Origin of the sequence: Streptomyces sp. NPDC002573, from assembly GCF_042889625.1 — a bacterium.
In the GTDB taxonomy this organism is placed as follows: Bacteria; Actinomycetota; Actinomycetes; order Streptomycetales; family Streptomycetaceae; genus Streptomyces; species Streptomyces gibsoniae.
This window is the reverse complement of sequence record NZ_JBIARC010000110.1, coordinates 1-15166: the sequence shown is the minus strand read 5'-3', so window position 1 is coordinate 15166 and position 15166 is coordinate 1. Positions and strand designations below refer to the sequence as shown.

Annotated in this window: 12 protein-coding genes and 3 pseudogenes; 7 read left to right on the top strand and 8 right to left on the bottom strand. The window is 69.3% G+C overall.

Going from position 1 to position 15166, the window contains the following annotated elements:
• Positions 1-335: 335 nt before the first annotated feature.
• From ACFYX0_RS43120 to ACFYX0_RS43100, 5 genes and pseudogenes are all read left to right on the top strand, one after another.
• A pseudogene (locus tag ACFYX0_RS43120) lies at positions 336-662 on the top strand (DIP1984 family protein); the annotation flags it as partial.
• Positions 663-1302: 640 nt separating this feature from the next.
• Positions 1303-2136, top strand: a complete 834-nt coding sequence (locus ACFYX0_RS43115; protein ID WP_388980162.1) for a PIG-L family deacetylase — start codon at positions 1303-1305, stop codon at positions 2134-2136.
• Between the two features lie 1156 nt (positions 2137-3292).
• Positions 3293-3988, top strand: a complete 696-nt coding sequence (locus ACFYX0_RS43110; protein ID WP_388980159.1) for a DUF4232 domain-containing protein — start codon at positions 3293-3295, stop codon at positions 3986-3988.
• Positions 3989-4602: 614 nt separating this feature from the next.
• On the top strand, positions 4603-4905 hold the full coding sequence (locus tag ACFYX0_RS43105; protein WP_388980158.1) for a DUF6247 family protein: 303 nt from the start codon (positions 4603-4605) through the stop codon (positions 4903-4905).
• On the top strand, positions 4902-5159 hold the full coding sequence (locus tag ACFYX0_RS43100; RefSeq protein ID WP_388980156.1) for a hypothetical protein: 258 nt from the start codon (positions 4902-4904) through the stop codon (positions 5157-5159). The genes ACFYX0_RS43105 and ACFYX0_RS43100 overlap by 4 nt, the downstream gene beginning before the upstream one ends.
• A gap of 296 nt (positions 5160-5455) precedes the next feature.
• On the opposite strand, the gene ACFYX0_RS43095 is transcribed toward ACFYX0_RS43100, so the two are convergent.
• Positions 5456-5878, bottom strand: coding sequence for a hypothetical protein (locus tag ACFYX0_RS43095; RefSeq protein ID WP_388980154.1), 423 nt, complete (start codon positions 5876-5878; stop codon positions 5456-5458).
• Positions 5879-6401: 523 nt separating this feature from the next.
• A complete protein-coding gene (locus tag ACFYX0_RS43090) occupies positions 6402-6530 on the bottom strand; it encodes a hypothetical protein (RefSeq protein ID WP_388980152.1) in 129 nt (42 codons plus the stop codon).
• 102 nt (positions 6531-6632) lie between these two features.
• Between ACFYX0_RS43090 and ACFYX0_RS43085 the strand changes: the two genes are divergently transcribed.
• Positions 6633-7793 carry a HEAT repeat domain-containing protein gene (locus ACFYX0_RS43085; protein ID WP_388980149.1) on the top strand — a complete coding sequence of 387 codons (1161 nt, stop codon included), beginning with the start codon at positions 6633-6635 and terminating at the stop codon, positions 7791-7793.
• Positions 7794-7811: 18 nt separating this feature from the next.
• Here the strand turns inward: ACFYX0_RS43085 and ACFYX0_RS43080 are convergent, their stop codons facing one another.
• The 5 genes from ACFYX0_RS43080 to ACFYX0_RS43060 are packed head-to-tail and all read right to left on the bottom strand — an operon-like array spanning position 7812 to position 13261.
• Positions 7812-8828 (bottom strand): histidinol-phosphate transaminase, encoded by a 1017-nt coding sequence (locus tag ACFYX0_RS43080; RefSeq protein ID WP_388980147.1) that lies wholly within the window; start codon positions 8826-8828, stop codon positions 7812-7814.
• 3 nt (positions 8829-8831) lie between these two features.
• Positions 8832-9851 carry a 3-oxoacyl-ACP synthase III family protein gene (locus ACFYX0_RS43075; RefSeq protein WP_388980145.1) on the bottom strand — a complete coding sequence of 340 codons (1020 nt, stop codon included), beginning with the start codon at positions 9849-9851 and terminating at the stop codon, positions 8832-8834.
• Positions 9848-10516, bottom strand: a complete 669-nt coding sequence (locus tag ACFYX0_RS43070; protein WP_388980142.1) for an SRPBCC family protein — start codon at positions 10514-10516, stop codon at positions 9848-9850. The genes ACFYX0_RS43075 and ACFYX0_RS43070 overlap by 4 nt, the downstream gene beginning before the upstream one ends.
• Entirely contained in the window at positions 10488-12248 is a 1761-nt protein-coding gene (locus ACFYX0_RS43065) for a thiamine pyrophosphate-binding protein (RefSeq protein WP_388980139.1), read from the bottom strand. The genes ACFYX0_RS43070 and ACFYX0_RS43065 overlap by 29 nt, the downstream gene beginning before the upstream one ends.
• Positions 12245-13261, bottom strand: coding sequence for a GlxA family transcriptional regulator (locus tag ACFYX0_RS43060; RefSeq protein WP_388980136.1), 1017 nt, complete (start codon positions 13259-13261; stop codon positions 12245-12247). The genes ACFYX0_RS43065 and ACFYX0_RS43060 overlap by 4 nt, the downstream gene beginning before the upstream one ends.
• Before the next feature lie 403 nt (positions 13262-13664).
• Here ACFYX0_RS43060 and ACFYX0_RS43055 point away from each other — a divergent pair.
• Positions 13665-13792: pseudogene (locus ACFYX0_RS43055) on the top strand (transposase); the annotation flags it as partial.
• A 69-nt stretch (positions 13793-13861) separates the two neighbouring features.
• Here ACFYX0_RS43055 and ACFYX0_RS43050 read toward each other — a convergent pair.
• Positions 13862-14310 (bottom strand): annotated as a pseudogene (locus ACFYX0_RS43050) (transposase); the annotation flags it as partial.
• Between the last annotated feature and the right edge of the window lie 856 nt (positions 14311-15166).

Sequence of the window (15166 nt, the reverse complement as noted above, 5' to 3'; positions counted from 1 at the left end):
GAGCTCACCGGCTCCGGAACTTGTAGTGCTCACCTGCTGGCGGCTACGGACCGTAGTCTCTCCTACCGCCCGCTGAGCCCCATTAGGAACTTGTACGGCGAGCAGCGGAAGAAGTCCGGGCCGAGCTGCTCCAGGTCGACCAGCGTCTGGGCGGCGGTGGTGGATGCCATCGACGTAGGTCAACGCCCGGCGCTCGTATGTCAGTTGGGCGATCCCCTGATCGCGGAGCGCGTCCCGATCAGATTGGAGACGGCGGTCACGGCGAGCAGCCGGGCGCGCTCGCACGGCACGGAAACCGTGAATTCGCTTTCGTGGCGCTCTGAGTGGCTGTCCGTGAGGTGCTGGATGCTCTGGAAACGTTGATCCGGCGGATCAACCGGACCAATGCCACCGTGCAGATGGGTTCCGACGGCACGCTCACCGATGCCCTCGCACGCCGGGATGTCCTGCGGTTGCGTCATTCCGTAGTCACCGCAGCAGCGGACGCGGCGGCGGGTAAGGGCGAGCGGGGATACGGCCGGCAGCTTCGGTCCGAGCTGATGATGCTTTCTGCGCTTCCGGTGGCGGATCTTCGCGGTCAGGCGGATGCACTCGCCCGGGAGATCCGCGAGGTCGATGCGCGGATCCAGCGTACGAACTGGGAGGTCGACCTGCTGGACTGAGTAGTCCGGCAAGCTGGTGCGATGTGGAGCAGGTAGCAGCTTCGGAGGCGTGCACACACCGAGGGCCGGCGGTTTTCCAGCCCACTCCTGGCGCGTGAAGAGCAACGCGGGGGTTCGACTCCCCACTAAACAGTGCAGCTCAGCACCGCGTACAGGTAACGGCGTACATCGCACAGCACATCACCACGTGCAGATCCGAGGCGGCGAGGGCGGGCTCGGGGCTTTCCACATCGCAGCGCCATGGAGAACGGCGATCTCCGGCGGACTGTCGGCGATCCTGCATCTTTCGCGAACGAGATTCCGCGGAAGTCAGGTCGTTTGAGAGCACTGGCCACCGGCAGTCTCAAACGACCTGGCAACTGCGCAGGTCAGCAGCCCAGCACACGCCAGACTCAGTGCGACAGGACACAGATCGCGTGTACCTCGTTCGCGTTGAACGCCGACGCCTGGAAGGCAAAGCGGCCGCGCCGGGAACAGCCGGTCCGGTCGGCACGGTTGCATCGACCGAGGGACCGGCGTCGCACGGGCGGGGAACACGGAGACCGCAAGGTCGTCCGCCCCACCAGGATCCGGGCCCCAGGGTCGCGGTACGCCCGCCGCGCACTCGGACCAAGACGTATTTCTGCAGGAGGACTGTTTCATGGCTGACCGGCCCTTGACGCTCATGGCAGTACACGCCCACCCCGACGACGAGGCCACCGGAACTGGAGGGGTCCTCGCGCGGTATGCGGCGGAAGGCGTCCGCACGGTTCTCGTGACGTGTACCGACGGCGCTTGCGGTGACGGACCGGGGGGTGTCAAGCCGGGCGAACCCGGGCACGATCCGGCGGCGGTCGCCTTGATGCGCCGTCAAGAACTTGAGGCGAGCTGTGACGTCCTGAAGGTCAGTGATCTGGAGATGTTGGACTATGCCGACTCCGGGATGATGGGCTGGCCGAGCAACGACGCCCCCGGATCCTTCTGGCAGACCCCCGTGCAGGAAGGCGCGGCCCGACTCGCGGAACTCATGCGGCATTACCGACCTGATGTGGTCGTCACCTACGATGAGAACGGCTTCTACGGTCACCCCGACCACATCCAGGCCCACCGCATCACGATGGCGGCGCTGGAGATGAGCGCGCTGACACCGAAGGTGTACTGGACCACGGTGCCCCGCTCGATGATGCAGCGGTTCGGCGAGATCATGCGCGAGTTTCATGAGGACATGCCGGAGCCGGATCCTGCCGAGGCCGCCGCGATGGCCGAGATCGGCCTCCCCGACGCTGAGATCACCACGTGGGTGGACACCACCGCATTCAGCGGTCAGAAGTTCGACGCGTTGGCCGCGCACGCCAGTCAGGGCGAGAACATCTTCTTCCTCAAGATGGGCAAGGAGAGGTTCGGCGATCTGATGGGCATGGAGACCTTCGTACGTGTCCAGGACGCCACCGGCGCGGCCATACCCGAGAACGATCTCTTCGCCGGACTGCGCTGATACGCCCGTCCGACCGGCCGGGAAAACTCATCCACCGCACGGCGCGATCGAGCGGGTGACACACCCGGAAGCTGGTCCACGCGAGTTCCGCTCCGGCAGCCCGCTTCCAGGCTCTCTCTGACGGCGTCGTCGTGCCCGCACTTCCGAGTGCGCGTACGACGACGAAACGCCCGCGCCCGGTGAGCTCGGAGCATGTCAGCTGGGCGGCTCGTCTCGTTCGATGGCGCCGGGAAGCGTCCGACGCGCCTGCCGTCGGGTACGGGCCCGCTGTCATCCGGCGGTGATGGCCAGCAGCACCAGCCCGGCGACGACGTTGCCGGCGACGTCGTGGAGGGCGAGGCCGTAGGGCGCTGCCAGGACAGTGGACCTGGTCATCGCCGCACTCCCGCCTGCCGTGCCTGCGCAGCGCGCTGCTGAAGGGCTGCGGCCATGCGGTCCTCCGGGCCAGGCTCCGGGAGATGACTCGTGTGCTCCCGGTGCTGCTCCTGGAAGAGCGGCGCTTTTCCAGTACGGGGCCGTTGGCGCTCGACCGCCGACAGCAGTTCGTGGGCCGCCTGGCCGGGAACGTAGCCAGGAGTGCGGTGGGGGAGTTCCGCTGGCCGCGCTGCGTGGTGACTTCGTCGCCGCCGTAGCCGAGCGGAGTGCGGTCGCCGGGCGGGCCAATCCCGAGATTGCGGAGGTCGCTGCAGGCGGGGCGCGGCACGACGTGTGGAGCCGGCGCTCGCGGACCACGCAGTGCGACCGGGCGGCTGCCCCCGGCGCGGGCGAGGGCGGGTTGAGGAGGGCATGCATGCCGCCGGTTGTGGTCAAGAGCCCCCGGGTAACGGATCTGTTCCAGCGGACCGCGGTCGCAGGCGGCTGCGGGAACCGCCGTCTCCACTGACTGGGGCGCGGTGCGGCGCACCGTGTTCGGGCCACTCCCGCGCCGGAGGGCGGCAGTGGAGGGTGCGGCAGGACTGCGTGAGGTGCGGGTGCGGGCGGAGCGTGCCCGGTGGTGCAGCGCGTTGTGCCTGGCTGTGCGTGTAACAGGCGTGTATTGGGGGGTGGTTGGGCGGAACGGTTCGCCGGGCCGGGCGGCTCCTGGTAGTCAGAAACGCTCGCTCGTACCGACCCGTACCGAGCGGCCGGGACCCCCACCGATACCGAGGAGGAAACGATGCGCGTCTACAAGCTCACCTTCGCAGCCCTGACCGTTGCCGCGAGTCTCTCGCTCACAGCCTGTCAGAACGACGCTGACGGTACGGGACGGAATGACCCGTCGTCCGGGTCCACCGCGTCTTCCTCGGGCGGTGGTTCGGGATCGGGCAGCTCCGATCAGGGCGGCGCGAATGACTCCGCCGGTAAGGGCTCCGGCGGGCAGGGCACGGTCGCCGGGAAGAGCTCTGGCGGGCAGGGCAGGGCCGCGGGGACCGGCTCCAACGGGAACGGCAAGTTCGGCAGGTGCCACACTGACGAGCTGCAGATCACGGCGACGGACAGCACCATCGGCGGCGATCCCGATGGCACCGTCACGGTGCAGCTGAAGAACCACAGCGGCCGGGCCTGCTCGATATCCGGGTACGCGGGCGTCGACCTGAAGACCAGCTCGGGGTCGCTGTCCGCGAAGCGCACTGGTGCGAAGGCCACCCCGGCCATCCTCAAGGACGGGCAGTCGACGGCCTTCGGCATCAACTACCCGATCAACAAGTCGGGCGGCTCCGGCGTCCGTGTCACAGGGCTGTTGGTGACCCCGCCGGACGAGACGAAGACGGTCACCCTCGACTGGCCGGGCGCCGGCACGCTGCCCGTCACTGACGGCGCCGGCTCCCCGGTGAAGGCCGGCCCGGTCGGAAGCGCCGGCCAGGGCGGCTGACCCGCACGTCCTAGGGACTGTTTGTCCCATGGGTGGCGTGACTAGAGTGAGAAACCCCGGCCATGCGCCCGCTTTTGGGCCGTTCCGGTGGCCGACTGGGCCGCCGGGTAGGGCTGTTGCCTCCGAGATGAGCTCCCCCCGCGTATTCGACGTCCTGGAGGCCACATGGGTGATCTCGTCGCCTCGCTTGTGACAACCGGGACCCGGGCACGCTTTGGCCGGACATGACCCGACGACTGATTAACATGGCAACCGCCACGGGCACCGTCCTCGCCACGTTCGGCGCGGTCGCCCGCCTCGGTGTCCCTGACTCTGATGGGCACGGGAAAGCAGAAGGCCTGCAACACCGCCGGCCCACCCGCGCAACTGCACCCCACCGGTGCCGTATGGGGAAGTGCTCGCCGGCCGTTACGCGGGCTGTCCTCACGGTCGACGGTGCTGGGAGAGCGGCGACCTCGTCGCCAACGGCTACCGGCACTGACTCCACCGCTCATCGGCTGTGTCGGCGGTGGCGGGCCCCGCACCGGCAGGCCGGCCGCCGAAGGGAAGAGACCAAGTCCCTCCCTGGCCGGTGTGCCCGGCGATACCGTGGCCGTACGACGTCTGGAGGAGTCATGAGCGCCCAGCCCGACCATGCCACGCCGCCGCCCGCGTTCACGCCCACGGCGGCCACGCAGCTGCTCGCACAACTGCGGGCCTGCAGCCGGTCGGAGAGCTGGGTGCCGGCGTTCGAGCGGGACTGGGCGACCGCGCTGGACGACGCCCGGCACAGCTACAGCCTTACTCCGCTGCACGATGTGGTCCGTACCTGGCAGGCCCGCCTGGAGGCGTTGCCGGCCGTGACCGTCTTCGTGGAGGGCGGGATGGACGACTCCGACGGCATATACGCCCAGGACGTGCTCGGGACCCGCTCGTGAGCGACGCCTTCAGCGCCCGCCTGTCCCCGAAAGCCCGGGACTTCCTGACCGCACTGTCCGATCACGCCCAGCGGATCGTCGGCGATGTGCTCGACATCGCCGACCGCGACCCGTGGTCGTTCCCGCCGTTCGACAGCCGCGACCCCGAAGGAGAGAATGTCCGCTCCGCCTCGGTTGGACAGCTCAGCATCGTGTACTGGATCAACCGCCAGGCCGGGCGCCTGTATGGCGTCGACATCGTGTGGCTGGGCTGATCGGACGGCGACGGAGGGTCCGGTCGGCGGGAGTGGAGCGGTGTGTCTGCTGACGCGCTTGCGGTCTGAAGCTGTCGTCGGGCGTGGGCTCTGCAGTACGGCTGAGGGTGTCCAGGTCGGCAGGGCCTGGTTGATGACGACTACGCCGAACTGCGCGGAATCGAGCGCTGTCGATGATTGGGCGCCTCGACCCGTCGGATGAGACGGCACCAAGGCGCGCCCACCACTCTGCCCGGGGCCGAACCGCGCTACAGCGAGCGGCGGTGCGGCCCGGGCCGAGGTGGCGGCGGTGTGGTTCAGCGGACCGTCACGTTGAAGACAGGCGAGGCGGTCGTGCCGTTGACGATGCGCAGGTCGTTCTTGCCTTTGAGGCCGAGCTTCACGCCCAGCGAGTAGGAGCCGTTGCGCGAGACGGGGGCGGACGCGGGCAGGGAGACCCATTGGCCGTGCTGCTTCTGCTGCAGGGTCACGTTGCTGCCGGCCTTGAGGCCGGTGGTCTTGCCGGTGACCCGGAACAGCTGCCAGGCCTGTACCGAGGTCGTCGACGGCGTGGCGGTGATGCTGGCCTTGACTGCCTGGGCCTGCTGCACCAGGGCAACGGGAGACGCGGTGTGCGTGGCCGTGGTGGCGGCCGTCGCGGTGCCCGCGAGGGCGAGGGTGGCGGCGCCCAGAGCACCGATGACGGCTACGCGCAGAGAGCGCGGCTTCGAGAGCATCATAGATATATCCCTTTCCGTGGCGAAAACAACTTTTCCTGATGGAAGAGAGCTACATGCCTTTTGGTGTAGTCAGTCATAGAGAGGGCGCGGAAGGGGCTGGCGTTCATCGGAGTTATGTCCCTGTCTTGTAACAGCCGATCGCGGCCCGGTTGCTCTCAGTAGCCGCCCAGGAGGGTTCCAGGTCCGTGTCGACGTCCTGGCGGCGCCCGTGCTTCTGACGGGTGCTCAGCCACCTACCGGCATGATCGGCCGAGAGAATCCCGGCGGCCGGGGCCGGGACGGCTGCGTCGCCCTCCCCCTCGTATCGTCCGCCGCCCTCGGCCCGGCCACTCGTACGGCCCATCGCTCGAGACGCCCTCGTTGTCAGTGCGACCCTGCATAGTTCAGGCATGTTCGACGGACTTCATGACATCGACTGGGCGTCGATGAAGCACGCGTACGGCTCGGCCGAGGAGGTGCCGGCGCTGCTGTGGGCGCTGCGCTCCCCGGACGCCGAGGAGCGCCACAAGGCCCTCAGCCGCTTCTACGGCGCGGTCCACCACCAGGGCAGTGTGTACCCGCCCACGGCAGCCAGCCTCCCCTTCCTGTTCGAGTTGGCCGTCGACGGCGCCACGCCCGACCGGGCCGCCGTCGTCGCGCTGCTGGTCAGCATCGGTCGGGAGTCCTTCGACCAGGGCTTCGAGGACGACGGCACCGAGATTGAGTACTACCCCCCGATGGGCTGCGCGCAGGCCCTCAGGAGGCCGTTCGGGCGTTGGCGCGTCTCGGCGACGCACGCGCGTTGCCGAGTCTGCTGGCCGCGCTGGACGGCGACGTCGACGCCTGGCGCGCGATCCAGGTCGCAGGGCATCTGCCGCAGGCGGCGGACCAGTTGGTGTCCCGGCTCTGCGACCACCTGCGCCGGATCGACCTCTCCCAGCAGTGGACCGAGACGAGCGCCAACGCGATCCTCTCCGCCCTGGTCGCGCTGGGTGACACGGCTGCGGTTCCTGTGGTCGTGGACACGCTCGACGCAGCGGTGCGCCATGAGCAGAACCGCGTCACGCGATCGGCCCTGAATGCACTGGGCGCGTTCGGCCCGGCGGCGACCGGCGCGCAGCACACGATTCGGTCGCTGACCACCGCCGCCGACGCGCACGTTCGGCCTGCCGCCGTCGCCGCGCTGTGGGCCGTCGGCGGTGACCTGGCCGAGGTCATGCCGCTCCTGCTCGGCCTCCTCGACGACCCCATCACCTTCCGGATCAGTGGCGCGGCTGATCTTCTCGGGGAGATGGGCCCGCGCGCCTCCGTCGCCCTGCCGCGCCTGCGGGGCCTCCTGACGCACGACTACGAATGGGTTCGGGTACATTGCGCGGCCGCGCTCTGGGAGATCGGCGGCGAGGCCGAGGCGTCGGCCGTCCTGTACGCCCTGCTGCAGGCCATGGCCAGGAACTCCGCGACGGCGAACCACGTCGTGGCCTGCCTGGACCGCATGGGCCCCCTCGCGGCACCGGCCCTGCCCTGCTGCGCGAGCACCTGGCCCTGCCCCGGCGCGGCGGCAGGTTCAAGAGCGTCGACCACGACGAGGAACTGCAGAGGGTCGGCCGTACTCTCATCGCCCGGCTCGAAAGTCCAGCGCCGGAAGCATCCGCTCCGCGAACAGCCTGAGGCTGCGCCGCCTCTTCATGCGCAGCTCCGCCATACTCCCGGCAGCCGAGCGGGTCCCGCCCGACTGCCAGGAGGCGTACCGGCCGTGATGCTGACAGGGTGGGGCCGTCCGAGGCTCTGGAGTTCGGCATGGTCGGCCTCAACCGCCCGGTCGTGCGGACCCCGCCGCCCGCGTTCGGCGGCGTCAAGCAGCCCGGTCGGACGCGAGGGCGGCTACGACGGGTTGCTGGAGTTCACCGAGGGCAAGGACATCGCGTCGCACTGGTGAGCACGCGTACGCCCCGGTTCAGCGCGACGCACTCAGGGGCGCGCGCAGTCCCGCCAGCGCGGTCAGCACCGTGTCGTTGGCATTCCGGTTGCCGACGGTGAGCCGGAGTCCTTCGCCGGGGTAGTGGCGCGTCTGGACGCCGGCGTCGGTGAGTACTGCGGCGCCCTCATCGATCGGATCGGGCGCGGCGAGCCAGACGGAATTGGCGTGGCCGCGTCGTACGCGCCAGCCGAGGGACACGAGTTCACGCCGGAGCCGTTCGCGTTCGGCGACGACGGTGTCCACGCGTGCCCTCAGCTCGCTTTCGGCACGCAGTGATGCCTCCACTGCTGCTGTTGCCACCGCGTTGATCCCGAAGGGCAGCTGCTGCCGGCGGATCCGCTCGACCAGGTCGGGGGAGCCGATTCCGTAGCCGACCCGCAGGGCGGCGAGGCCGTAGGCCTTGGAGAAGGTGCGCAGTACCAGCAGGTTGGGATGTGCGTCCAGGAGCGTGAGTGCGTCCGGCACGTCGGCGTGGCGGGCGAACTCCACGTATGCCTCGTCGAGGAGCACGGTGACGTGTCGGGGGACCTGACGCAGGAACGCCGACAGCGCCTCTGCGGTGACGAGGGTTCCGGTGGGATTGTGGGGATTGCACAGCACGACGACGCGGGTGCGGTGGTTCAGCGTCGCGAGCAGGGCGTCCAGATCCTGGTGTCCGGCCGGTGACAGGGGTATCGGCACGGGTTCGGCGCCGACCATGGCGGCCAGGAGGGGGTAGGCGTCGAACGTTCGCCAGGCGTAGGCCACTGAGTCGCCGGGCCCCACCACGGCCCGGAGCAACTGCAGGGCCACACCGACCGATCCGCTGCCGACGGCCACGCGGTCGGGGGCCACCCGGCACCATGCGGCGATCCGCTCGGTGAGGTCGTCGGGGCGGAACTGCGGGTAGCGGTGGGCCTGTGCGACGGCCCGGTGCATCGCCTCACGTACCGAGGGCAGTGGGGGATACGGGCTCTCGTTCAGGGCCAGGCGGTGCAGCACGGGGATGTCCATGGCTCAGTCCCGTCCGCCGTGCCAGCGAACGGCGACGGCGCCGGCGAAGTCGCCCGCGTGGGCGAATCCTCCGAGCACCACCAGGTCGCCGTCCTTCACCTGCCGGGAGCTGATCGCGCGGTCCAAGGTGATCGGGATCGCCGCTCCGAACAGATTCCCGTACTCGTCGAAGGTGTTCAGATGCCGTTCGGTCGGCAGTTGCAGTGCCTCTCGCCAGTTCCGCAGGAAGGTGCGGTTGGGCTGGTTGGTGATGAGGACGTCGATGTCGGTGCTCGCCACGCCCAGTCGTCGGCACAGGTCCGTGATCACCTCGGGAACGAGGCGGTTTCCGCGTGCCAGGACCTTGGCGACACTGGCGTCGGTGAACCCGATCCGCAGTTCGGACTCTCCCGGCTCCCAGTACTTGCGGCCGTCGTCGACCGCCACGGTCATGTCGCCGGCGTACTCACCGATGTGCCGGGTCTCCACGTGGAGGACCGGCGATGCCGCCGACGTCGTCACGTACCCCACACCGCACCCGTCGCCCGGGATAGCCGCCTGGGCGAGTTTGCGCACCTCGGACTGGGTGAACCACTGCCCCGCGGCGCTTTGCGCGTTGCATATCAGCGCGGTCTTCGCGTCGGTGGAGGTGAGGATCTGCCGGGCCAGCTTCACCATGTACACGAAGGACGCGCAGCCCGCGTTGGCCACGTCGACGAGCCACTCCGGGTTGAGGCCCAGCCGACGCGCCACCTCGGTTCCGGCGCCCACGAACGGCAGGTCCGGCAACTGGCTGTGGACCAACAGCACGTCGACGCCTCGGATCTCCGCCTTGCCATGCCGTTCGATCAGGGGCTGTACGGCGCGCTCGACCATGTCCGCGTTGGTCTCGTCCCTGGCCACGTGGTGCCGTAACGGCGGGACCTTGAACATGGGGTGATTGCGGAGCTTGTCCTCGGCTCCGGGGAAGTCCGTGTAGAACTCCGCGGGGACCGGCTTGCCGGGCAGGTAGCTCGCGACGTCGGTGAGGCTGACCGTGGTCACCGCGTCACCGTCCTCGCCGGAGCGGAACCGACCGGCAGGCCGCCCCGGTGACGATGTTCCAGGATGGCCTTGAGGTTGTGCATCTCCACGGTGTGCCCGGCGTAGAAGAGGTCCCAGTAGTCGCCCACCCAGGGCCGGTCCGGGCGGGGAGCCAGGTCGGGGTGCGGGTTGTCGTCGTAGTAGGGGTGCCGGCAGTTGGTCCATGTGATCACCGAACCCGGCTTGTCGAGCACCAGTCGGGCCGGGACGACCCGCATCAGGTAGATCATCCACAACTTGTCGCCCTGGTCCCAGGAGCAGTGGTAGTCCACGGTCATGGCCTCGGGGTTCGCGAGCACCTTGCAGTAGATCCTGGTGTCGTCCTCCAGCCGGTCGCGACCGACCCACAGCCCCGGTGTGCCGGTGGGCGCGAAGTCCCGCAGGCTGCAGGTCCACTCCTCCAGATGGTGCCCTTGGCGCAGGTAGTCGTAGGCCTGCTCCGGGGGGCAGTCGACGTACTCGTGGATGGTGCAGTACTGCCCGTAGACCTGATGATGGGGGTAGACCGCGTGGGTGAGCTCCATGCAGTGGGCGGTCAGTTCCTCCTTGCCGGCGTTCTCGATCCGGATCAGACCGGGGATGTCGGCCAGCGGGATGTCAGCCGACGTGGACGACTCCTTGCTCATCTGAAGACTCCTTGTTCTTGGTGCCGTTGGTGATTTCGGTGAAGGACTGGAAGGGAAGGAAGGGCGGGATCTCCCGCGGGTCGCAGTCCACCGCGACGAACGCCGGGCCGCCGCCCGCGTTGCCGCGCAGCAGTGCCGTGCGCAGTTGCGCCGCGTCGAGGGCTCCCGTGGTCTCCAGGGACGGGAAGGCGGCGGCGACCCCGGCGGCGAGGTCGGTCGGGGCGAACAGATCGTCGCTGCGGACGCCGCCCTGGAGGAACTCCTCCCGCAGTGCGCACATGGCGTGGGCGTTGTTGTTGAAGATCACGAACGTCACGGGTGCGTCGTACTCCACGGCGGTGTGCACTTCCATCCCGTGCATGAAGAAGGCCCCGTCGCCGGCAAGGACGTAGGTGCGTCGGCCGGTGGCGAGCGCGGCGCCGATGCCGGCACCGAAGGTGTAGCCCATGCCGCCCATGCCGACCGCCACCACGAAGCGGCCGTGGCGCGGTGCCGGGAGCAGATGGATCGCGCTGGCCCCCGTGTTGCCGGCGTCCACGAAGACGTGTGCGTCCTGGGGGAGCGCCGCCTCCACCGCGGCGACCGCCTGGGCATGGGGGACGGTTCGCTCCCGGGCCTGAACGAGCGGACCCGGCATGGGGGTGGGAAGGGGGCCGGCATGCGGCGGGCAGGGACGTGGGTGCGACGGCAGTCGGGCGGTCACCGCACGCAGCGCGTCCCGCAGGTTCCCGACCAGCGAGACGCCAGGCACGAACGGCGGTTCGGGGCCGAGGCAGACGACGTCGGTGTCGGCCAGGGCCCGATCGAGGCCGCCGCTTGCCAGGAGCGGCAGTCGGGTGCCGACCAGCAGGCACAGGTCGGCCCGGTGCAGACAGTGTTCCACGTTGGCATGGCCCATCACCCCGGCCACACCTGCGAATCGGGGATCACGGTTGTCGAAGACGTCCTTGGCGTCCGGGGTGACCGCCACCCATGCCCCGAGGCACCCGGCCAGTTCGGCCAGATCCCCACGCGCGTCGGCGGCGGCGACACCCTCACCGGCGATGACGAGGACGCGACCGGCCCCGCGGAGGACGTCCGACACAGCGCTGACGGCAGCCGGGTCGAGCCGCGCGGCGGATGCCGTCGTGGTGCCGCCCGGTGACGGGAACGGGGCGCGGGCGGGCACCTGGATCCGTGCCTGCTGCACGTCCTTGGGCAGCAACAACACGGCCGGCCCGCGCGGGTCGGCCTGTGCCGCCGCGACTGCCCGGGGCAGCAACTCCGTGAGCGAGTCCGCGTCATCGACCCGGGTGCAGAACCGGGAGACGGGTGCGAAGACCTCCCGTGCGTCGAAGGAGCCCGCCTTGCCGCTGGAGTCCTGGAACGCCCCGTGCCCCTCCTGTCCGGTCGGCGGCTGGCCCACCAGAGCCAGCACAGGCACCCGGGAGGCGTACGCCTCCGCCAGACCCGGCACGAGGTTCATCGCCCCACCGCCCGAGGTGGCGGCGACGACGCCGAGGCGGCCGGTGGTGCGTGCGTATCCGTCGGCCATGGTGACGGCCGAGAACTCGTGTTTGGCGACGACGCCGCGGACGGCGCCGCCGCGGTGCACCGCGTCATACAGGTCCTCGATGTTCGCGCCGCCGACGCCGAACATGTGAGTGACGCCGGCCCTGGCCAGTTCCCCGGCCAGATAGTCGGCCAGGCGCACCGTTTCCGCCTCGCGTGCTTCCGAGGTCGTGGTGATCATGCGGGGCTCTCCTCCCTCCCGTGGTGCCGGTTGATCAGGCCGGACGGTGACATGACCTGGAAGCGGTGCCGGTATTCCTTGGGGGTCAGTCCCAGAGTTCGTCCGAAGGAACGGAAGAACGTCTCGGTGGCGGCGAATCCGCAGCGGCCGGCTATCTGGCTGATCGGCAGGTCCGTGGTTTCCAGCAGTTCGCGTGCGCGGGCGATACGCGTCTGCTCGATGTACTGGCCGGGCGTCGTGCCCACCTCGCGCCGGAAGACCCGGGCGAAGTTGCGCTGACTCATGTTGGCCTGCCCCGCGATCTCGGCCACGGGTAACGGGCCGTCCAGGTTGTCCAGGATCCACTCCTGTGCTGCCCGGATCGGCGGATGGTCGGCCAGTTGTGCGTCGAGTACCGCGCTGTACTGGGACTGTCCGCCGTGCCGCTTGAGGAACAGCACCAGAAACCGTGCCGTCTCCAGCGCGAGCGCCGATCCGTGATCGGCCTCCACCAGAGCCAGCGCCATGTCGATGCCCGTCGACACGCCCGCGGAGGTCACGAAGGGGCCGTCCCAGACGAAGATCGGCTCTGCGTCCACCGTCACATCCGGATAGCGGCACGCCATCGCCTCGCTGTACGCCCAGTGCGTCGTGGCGCGTCTGCCGTCGAGGAGCCCCGCCTCGGCCAGCAGAAAGGATCCGCCGCATACGGAGGCGACTCTGCGCGACCGGGCTGCTGCCCCGCCGATCCAGGACACGAGCGCCTGGTCCCTGAGCGCGTTGGGGAGACTCCATCCGCCCGGTACGAGGAGTGTGTCGATCGGGCCCTGCCCTGCCTCCAGCGGCGAGGCCTCCACCACCACCCCCGAACTCATGCGCACCAGCGGCGCGTCGGCGGAGACGAAGTCGGTCCGGTAGGGGGTGCCCGAGGGACCCAGGAGCCGATTCGCGGTATCGAACACTTCAATCGGTCCGGTCACGTCCAGGGCCATCGCGCCCGCGTACACCACCACAACAACACGTCGCTCCAACACAGTCACAGCCTGTATCGGGTGTCCCACTGGCTGCAATGACAGATTACTGACGTATCCGGCCAAGACGCGGTGCCGGACGGTCAGGAAGCGCGCTGGTCAGGCACTTCGCGCGCGGGGCGGGCAGCGATGGGTGAGGCAGCTCACAGGGCGTCGGTACGGCCGCGCGGTGCACCGACGCCTTCATCTCCGGATCACCTCGGGCTTCGAGGCGCCCCCATCTGCCGTACCAGTTGCGTCCGATGGCGAGCGATCACGGGGTGGACGCCCAGTTCCTCGGCGCTGGAGTGCGTCTTCAAAGATCGTCGGATGGTGGATCACGGGGTGCAGATGGTTGCGACGCCGTGAACACACCTACCAGGAGCGGGAGTTGCTCGCTCCGTTGATATTGAGGGCTGCGACAGACCGACCGCGAGTGGGGGACCGGCAGGTCATCAACGGGATGGTCTACGAGATCCGGAACGGAATCCCTGGCGTGACCTGCCGGAACTCTACGGGCCGTGGAAGACGGCCTACACGCGCTTCCGCCGTTACGCCCTGGGGTGCGGGCGGAGGTTCCGAAACCCCCGGCGGACTCGGGCTGGGGCGAGTCGGCTGGGCTCAGCCCGACTCGAGGGCGGCGATGAAGGAGTACGGCCAGCCGGGGATGAACTGGTCTGAGGAGCGCCCGCTGTCGTAGACGTGGCAGAAGAGGCGGTCCGGGCTGGTCGCGTGTCGGGACGCAGCCAGCTGCTGACATCGACCGCCAGGACCAAGCGTCCTTCGGCGGCCTGTGGCATGGGCAGTCCAGCCAGCACCTGCCGCAGCCGGAGAACATCGGCGGTCCCGCGGTTCAGTGCGTCGTACATCGAGCCGTGCCCGCGCCGGTGCTCGGCCACCAACATCGGGTCCACGGGCGCCTTCACCGGCCCGTCCGCGCACGGCAACGCGTCGGTGAGCTCGAACAGTTCGTCCCCGCGCGCGGTCAAGCAGTTGAATAAGCCGTCCCGAAAGCGTGGGGCGTTCGCGAACGGAACGCCTCCGCCGGGGCAGTGCCTTGCCGCAGGGCGCATCCCGATTCGGCCGCTCATGCTCAGGCCCGCCAGCAACCCTGCCAGGGCCGGACGGAGGTTGAAGAACAAGGTAGGTGCCTGTTCTTGATCCTTCCCTTCGAGGGACCTGGGATCGCCAGGCTCGCTCTGGGGGTGGGGGATGTTCAGCGCGGTGATCCTGAGCACCAGCGGATTGGTCTTCCTCACAATCGGTGCATGGTTTGCCTGGCGGCAGCACCGCAGACGTGCGGACACCCGTGCGGGGTGGGGTTCTGTCGCGATCGGGTCTGGGCCAACTGCTCCATGGGATTGGGTCTGTCCCCGGGGACCCACAGCCACTCGGTTTGATCCTCGCCATCTGTTCCGCCGCCTCCTCGCTTGGCGGGGCCGTGCTGGTGGCGAGAGCCGGCGAGGGGCTCAGGAAGGACCGGGGCGGCAGGAAGCGTCGAAAGCTGCCACCTCTGCATCCGTGAGTGTCCAGCGGTGACTCGCGGGGTCTCTGGTCACCGTGACGCAATGAGCGCCGGGCCCCGCACCGGTAGTATCCCGGCTCGCCATTGGCGATGAATCGCGTCAGGGATCGCTCCAGTGGCTCCAGAACCTGCCGCAGGTCATCAGCCACTCTGTCGAGCTCGGGTTTGTCTGGTGACGCCGTTCGGGTTCGGTAAACCATCCCACCAGGGAGAGGCGCCGTTAGGCGAGCCAATGACCAGGCCACAGGACTTCCAGTCCGCGCCGACAACGACAGTGCCGTACTCGCGGCGGGGGGGGGGGGGGGCCCCGGGCGGGGCCCCCCCCCCGGGGGGGCCGCGGCCTGCCCCGCAGGCCTAACCGCGGGGCCAGCGGGGCCCGGGGGGGACTTGTAGCGGGGGAAGGG

Excerpts from the sequence above, each read along its gene's own strand:
- ACFYX0_RS43115 (WP_388980162.1), top strand. The coding sequence starts at position 1,303 with ATGGCTGACCGGCCCTTGACGCTCATGGCAGTACACGCCCACCCCGAC.
- ACFYX0_RS43110 (WP_388980159.1), top strand. The coding sequence starts at position 3,293 with ATGCGCGTCTACAAGCTCACCTTCGCAGCCCTGACCGTTGCCGCGAGT.
- ACFYX0_RS43070 (WP_388980142.1), bottom strand. The coding sequence starts at position 10,516 with ATGAGCAAGGAGTCGTCCACGTCGGCTGACATCCCGCTGGCCGACATC.
- ACFYX0_RS43080 (WP_388980147.1), bottom strand. The coding sequence starts at position 8,828 with ATGGACATCCCCGTGCTGCACCGCCTGGCCCTGAACGAGAGCCCGTAT.
- ACFYX0_RS43105 (WP_388980158.1), top strand. The coding sequence starts at position 4,603 with ATGAGCGCCCAGCCCGACCATGCCACGCCGCCGCCCGCGTTCACGCCC.
- ACFYX0_RS43095 (WP_388980154.1), bottom strand. The coding sequence starts at position 5,878 with ATGATGCTCTCGAAGCCGCGCTCTCTGCGCGTAGCCGTCATCGGTGCT.
- ACFYX0_RS43065 (WP_388980139.1), bottom strand. The coding sequence starts at position 12,248 with ATGATCACCACGACCTCGGAAGCACGCGAGGCGGAAACGGTGCGCCTG.
- ACFYX0_RS43090 (WP_388980152.1), bottom strand. The coding sequence starts at position 6,530 with ATGCTGACCAGCAGCGCGACGACGGCGGCCCGGTCGGGCGTGGCGCCG.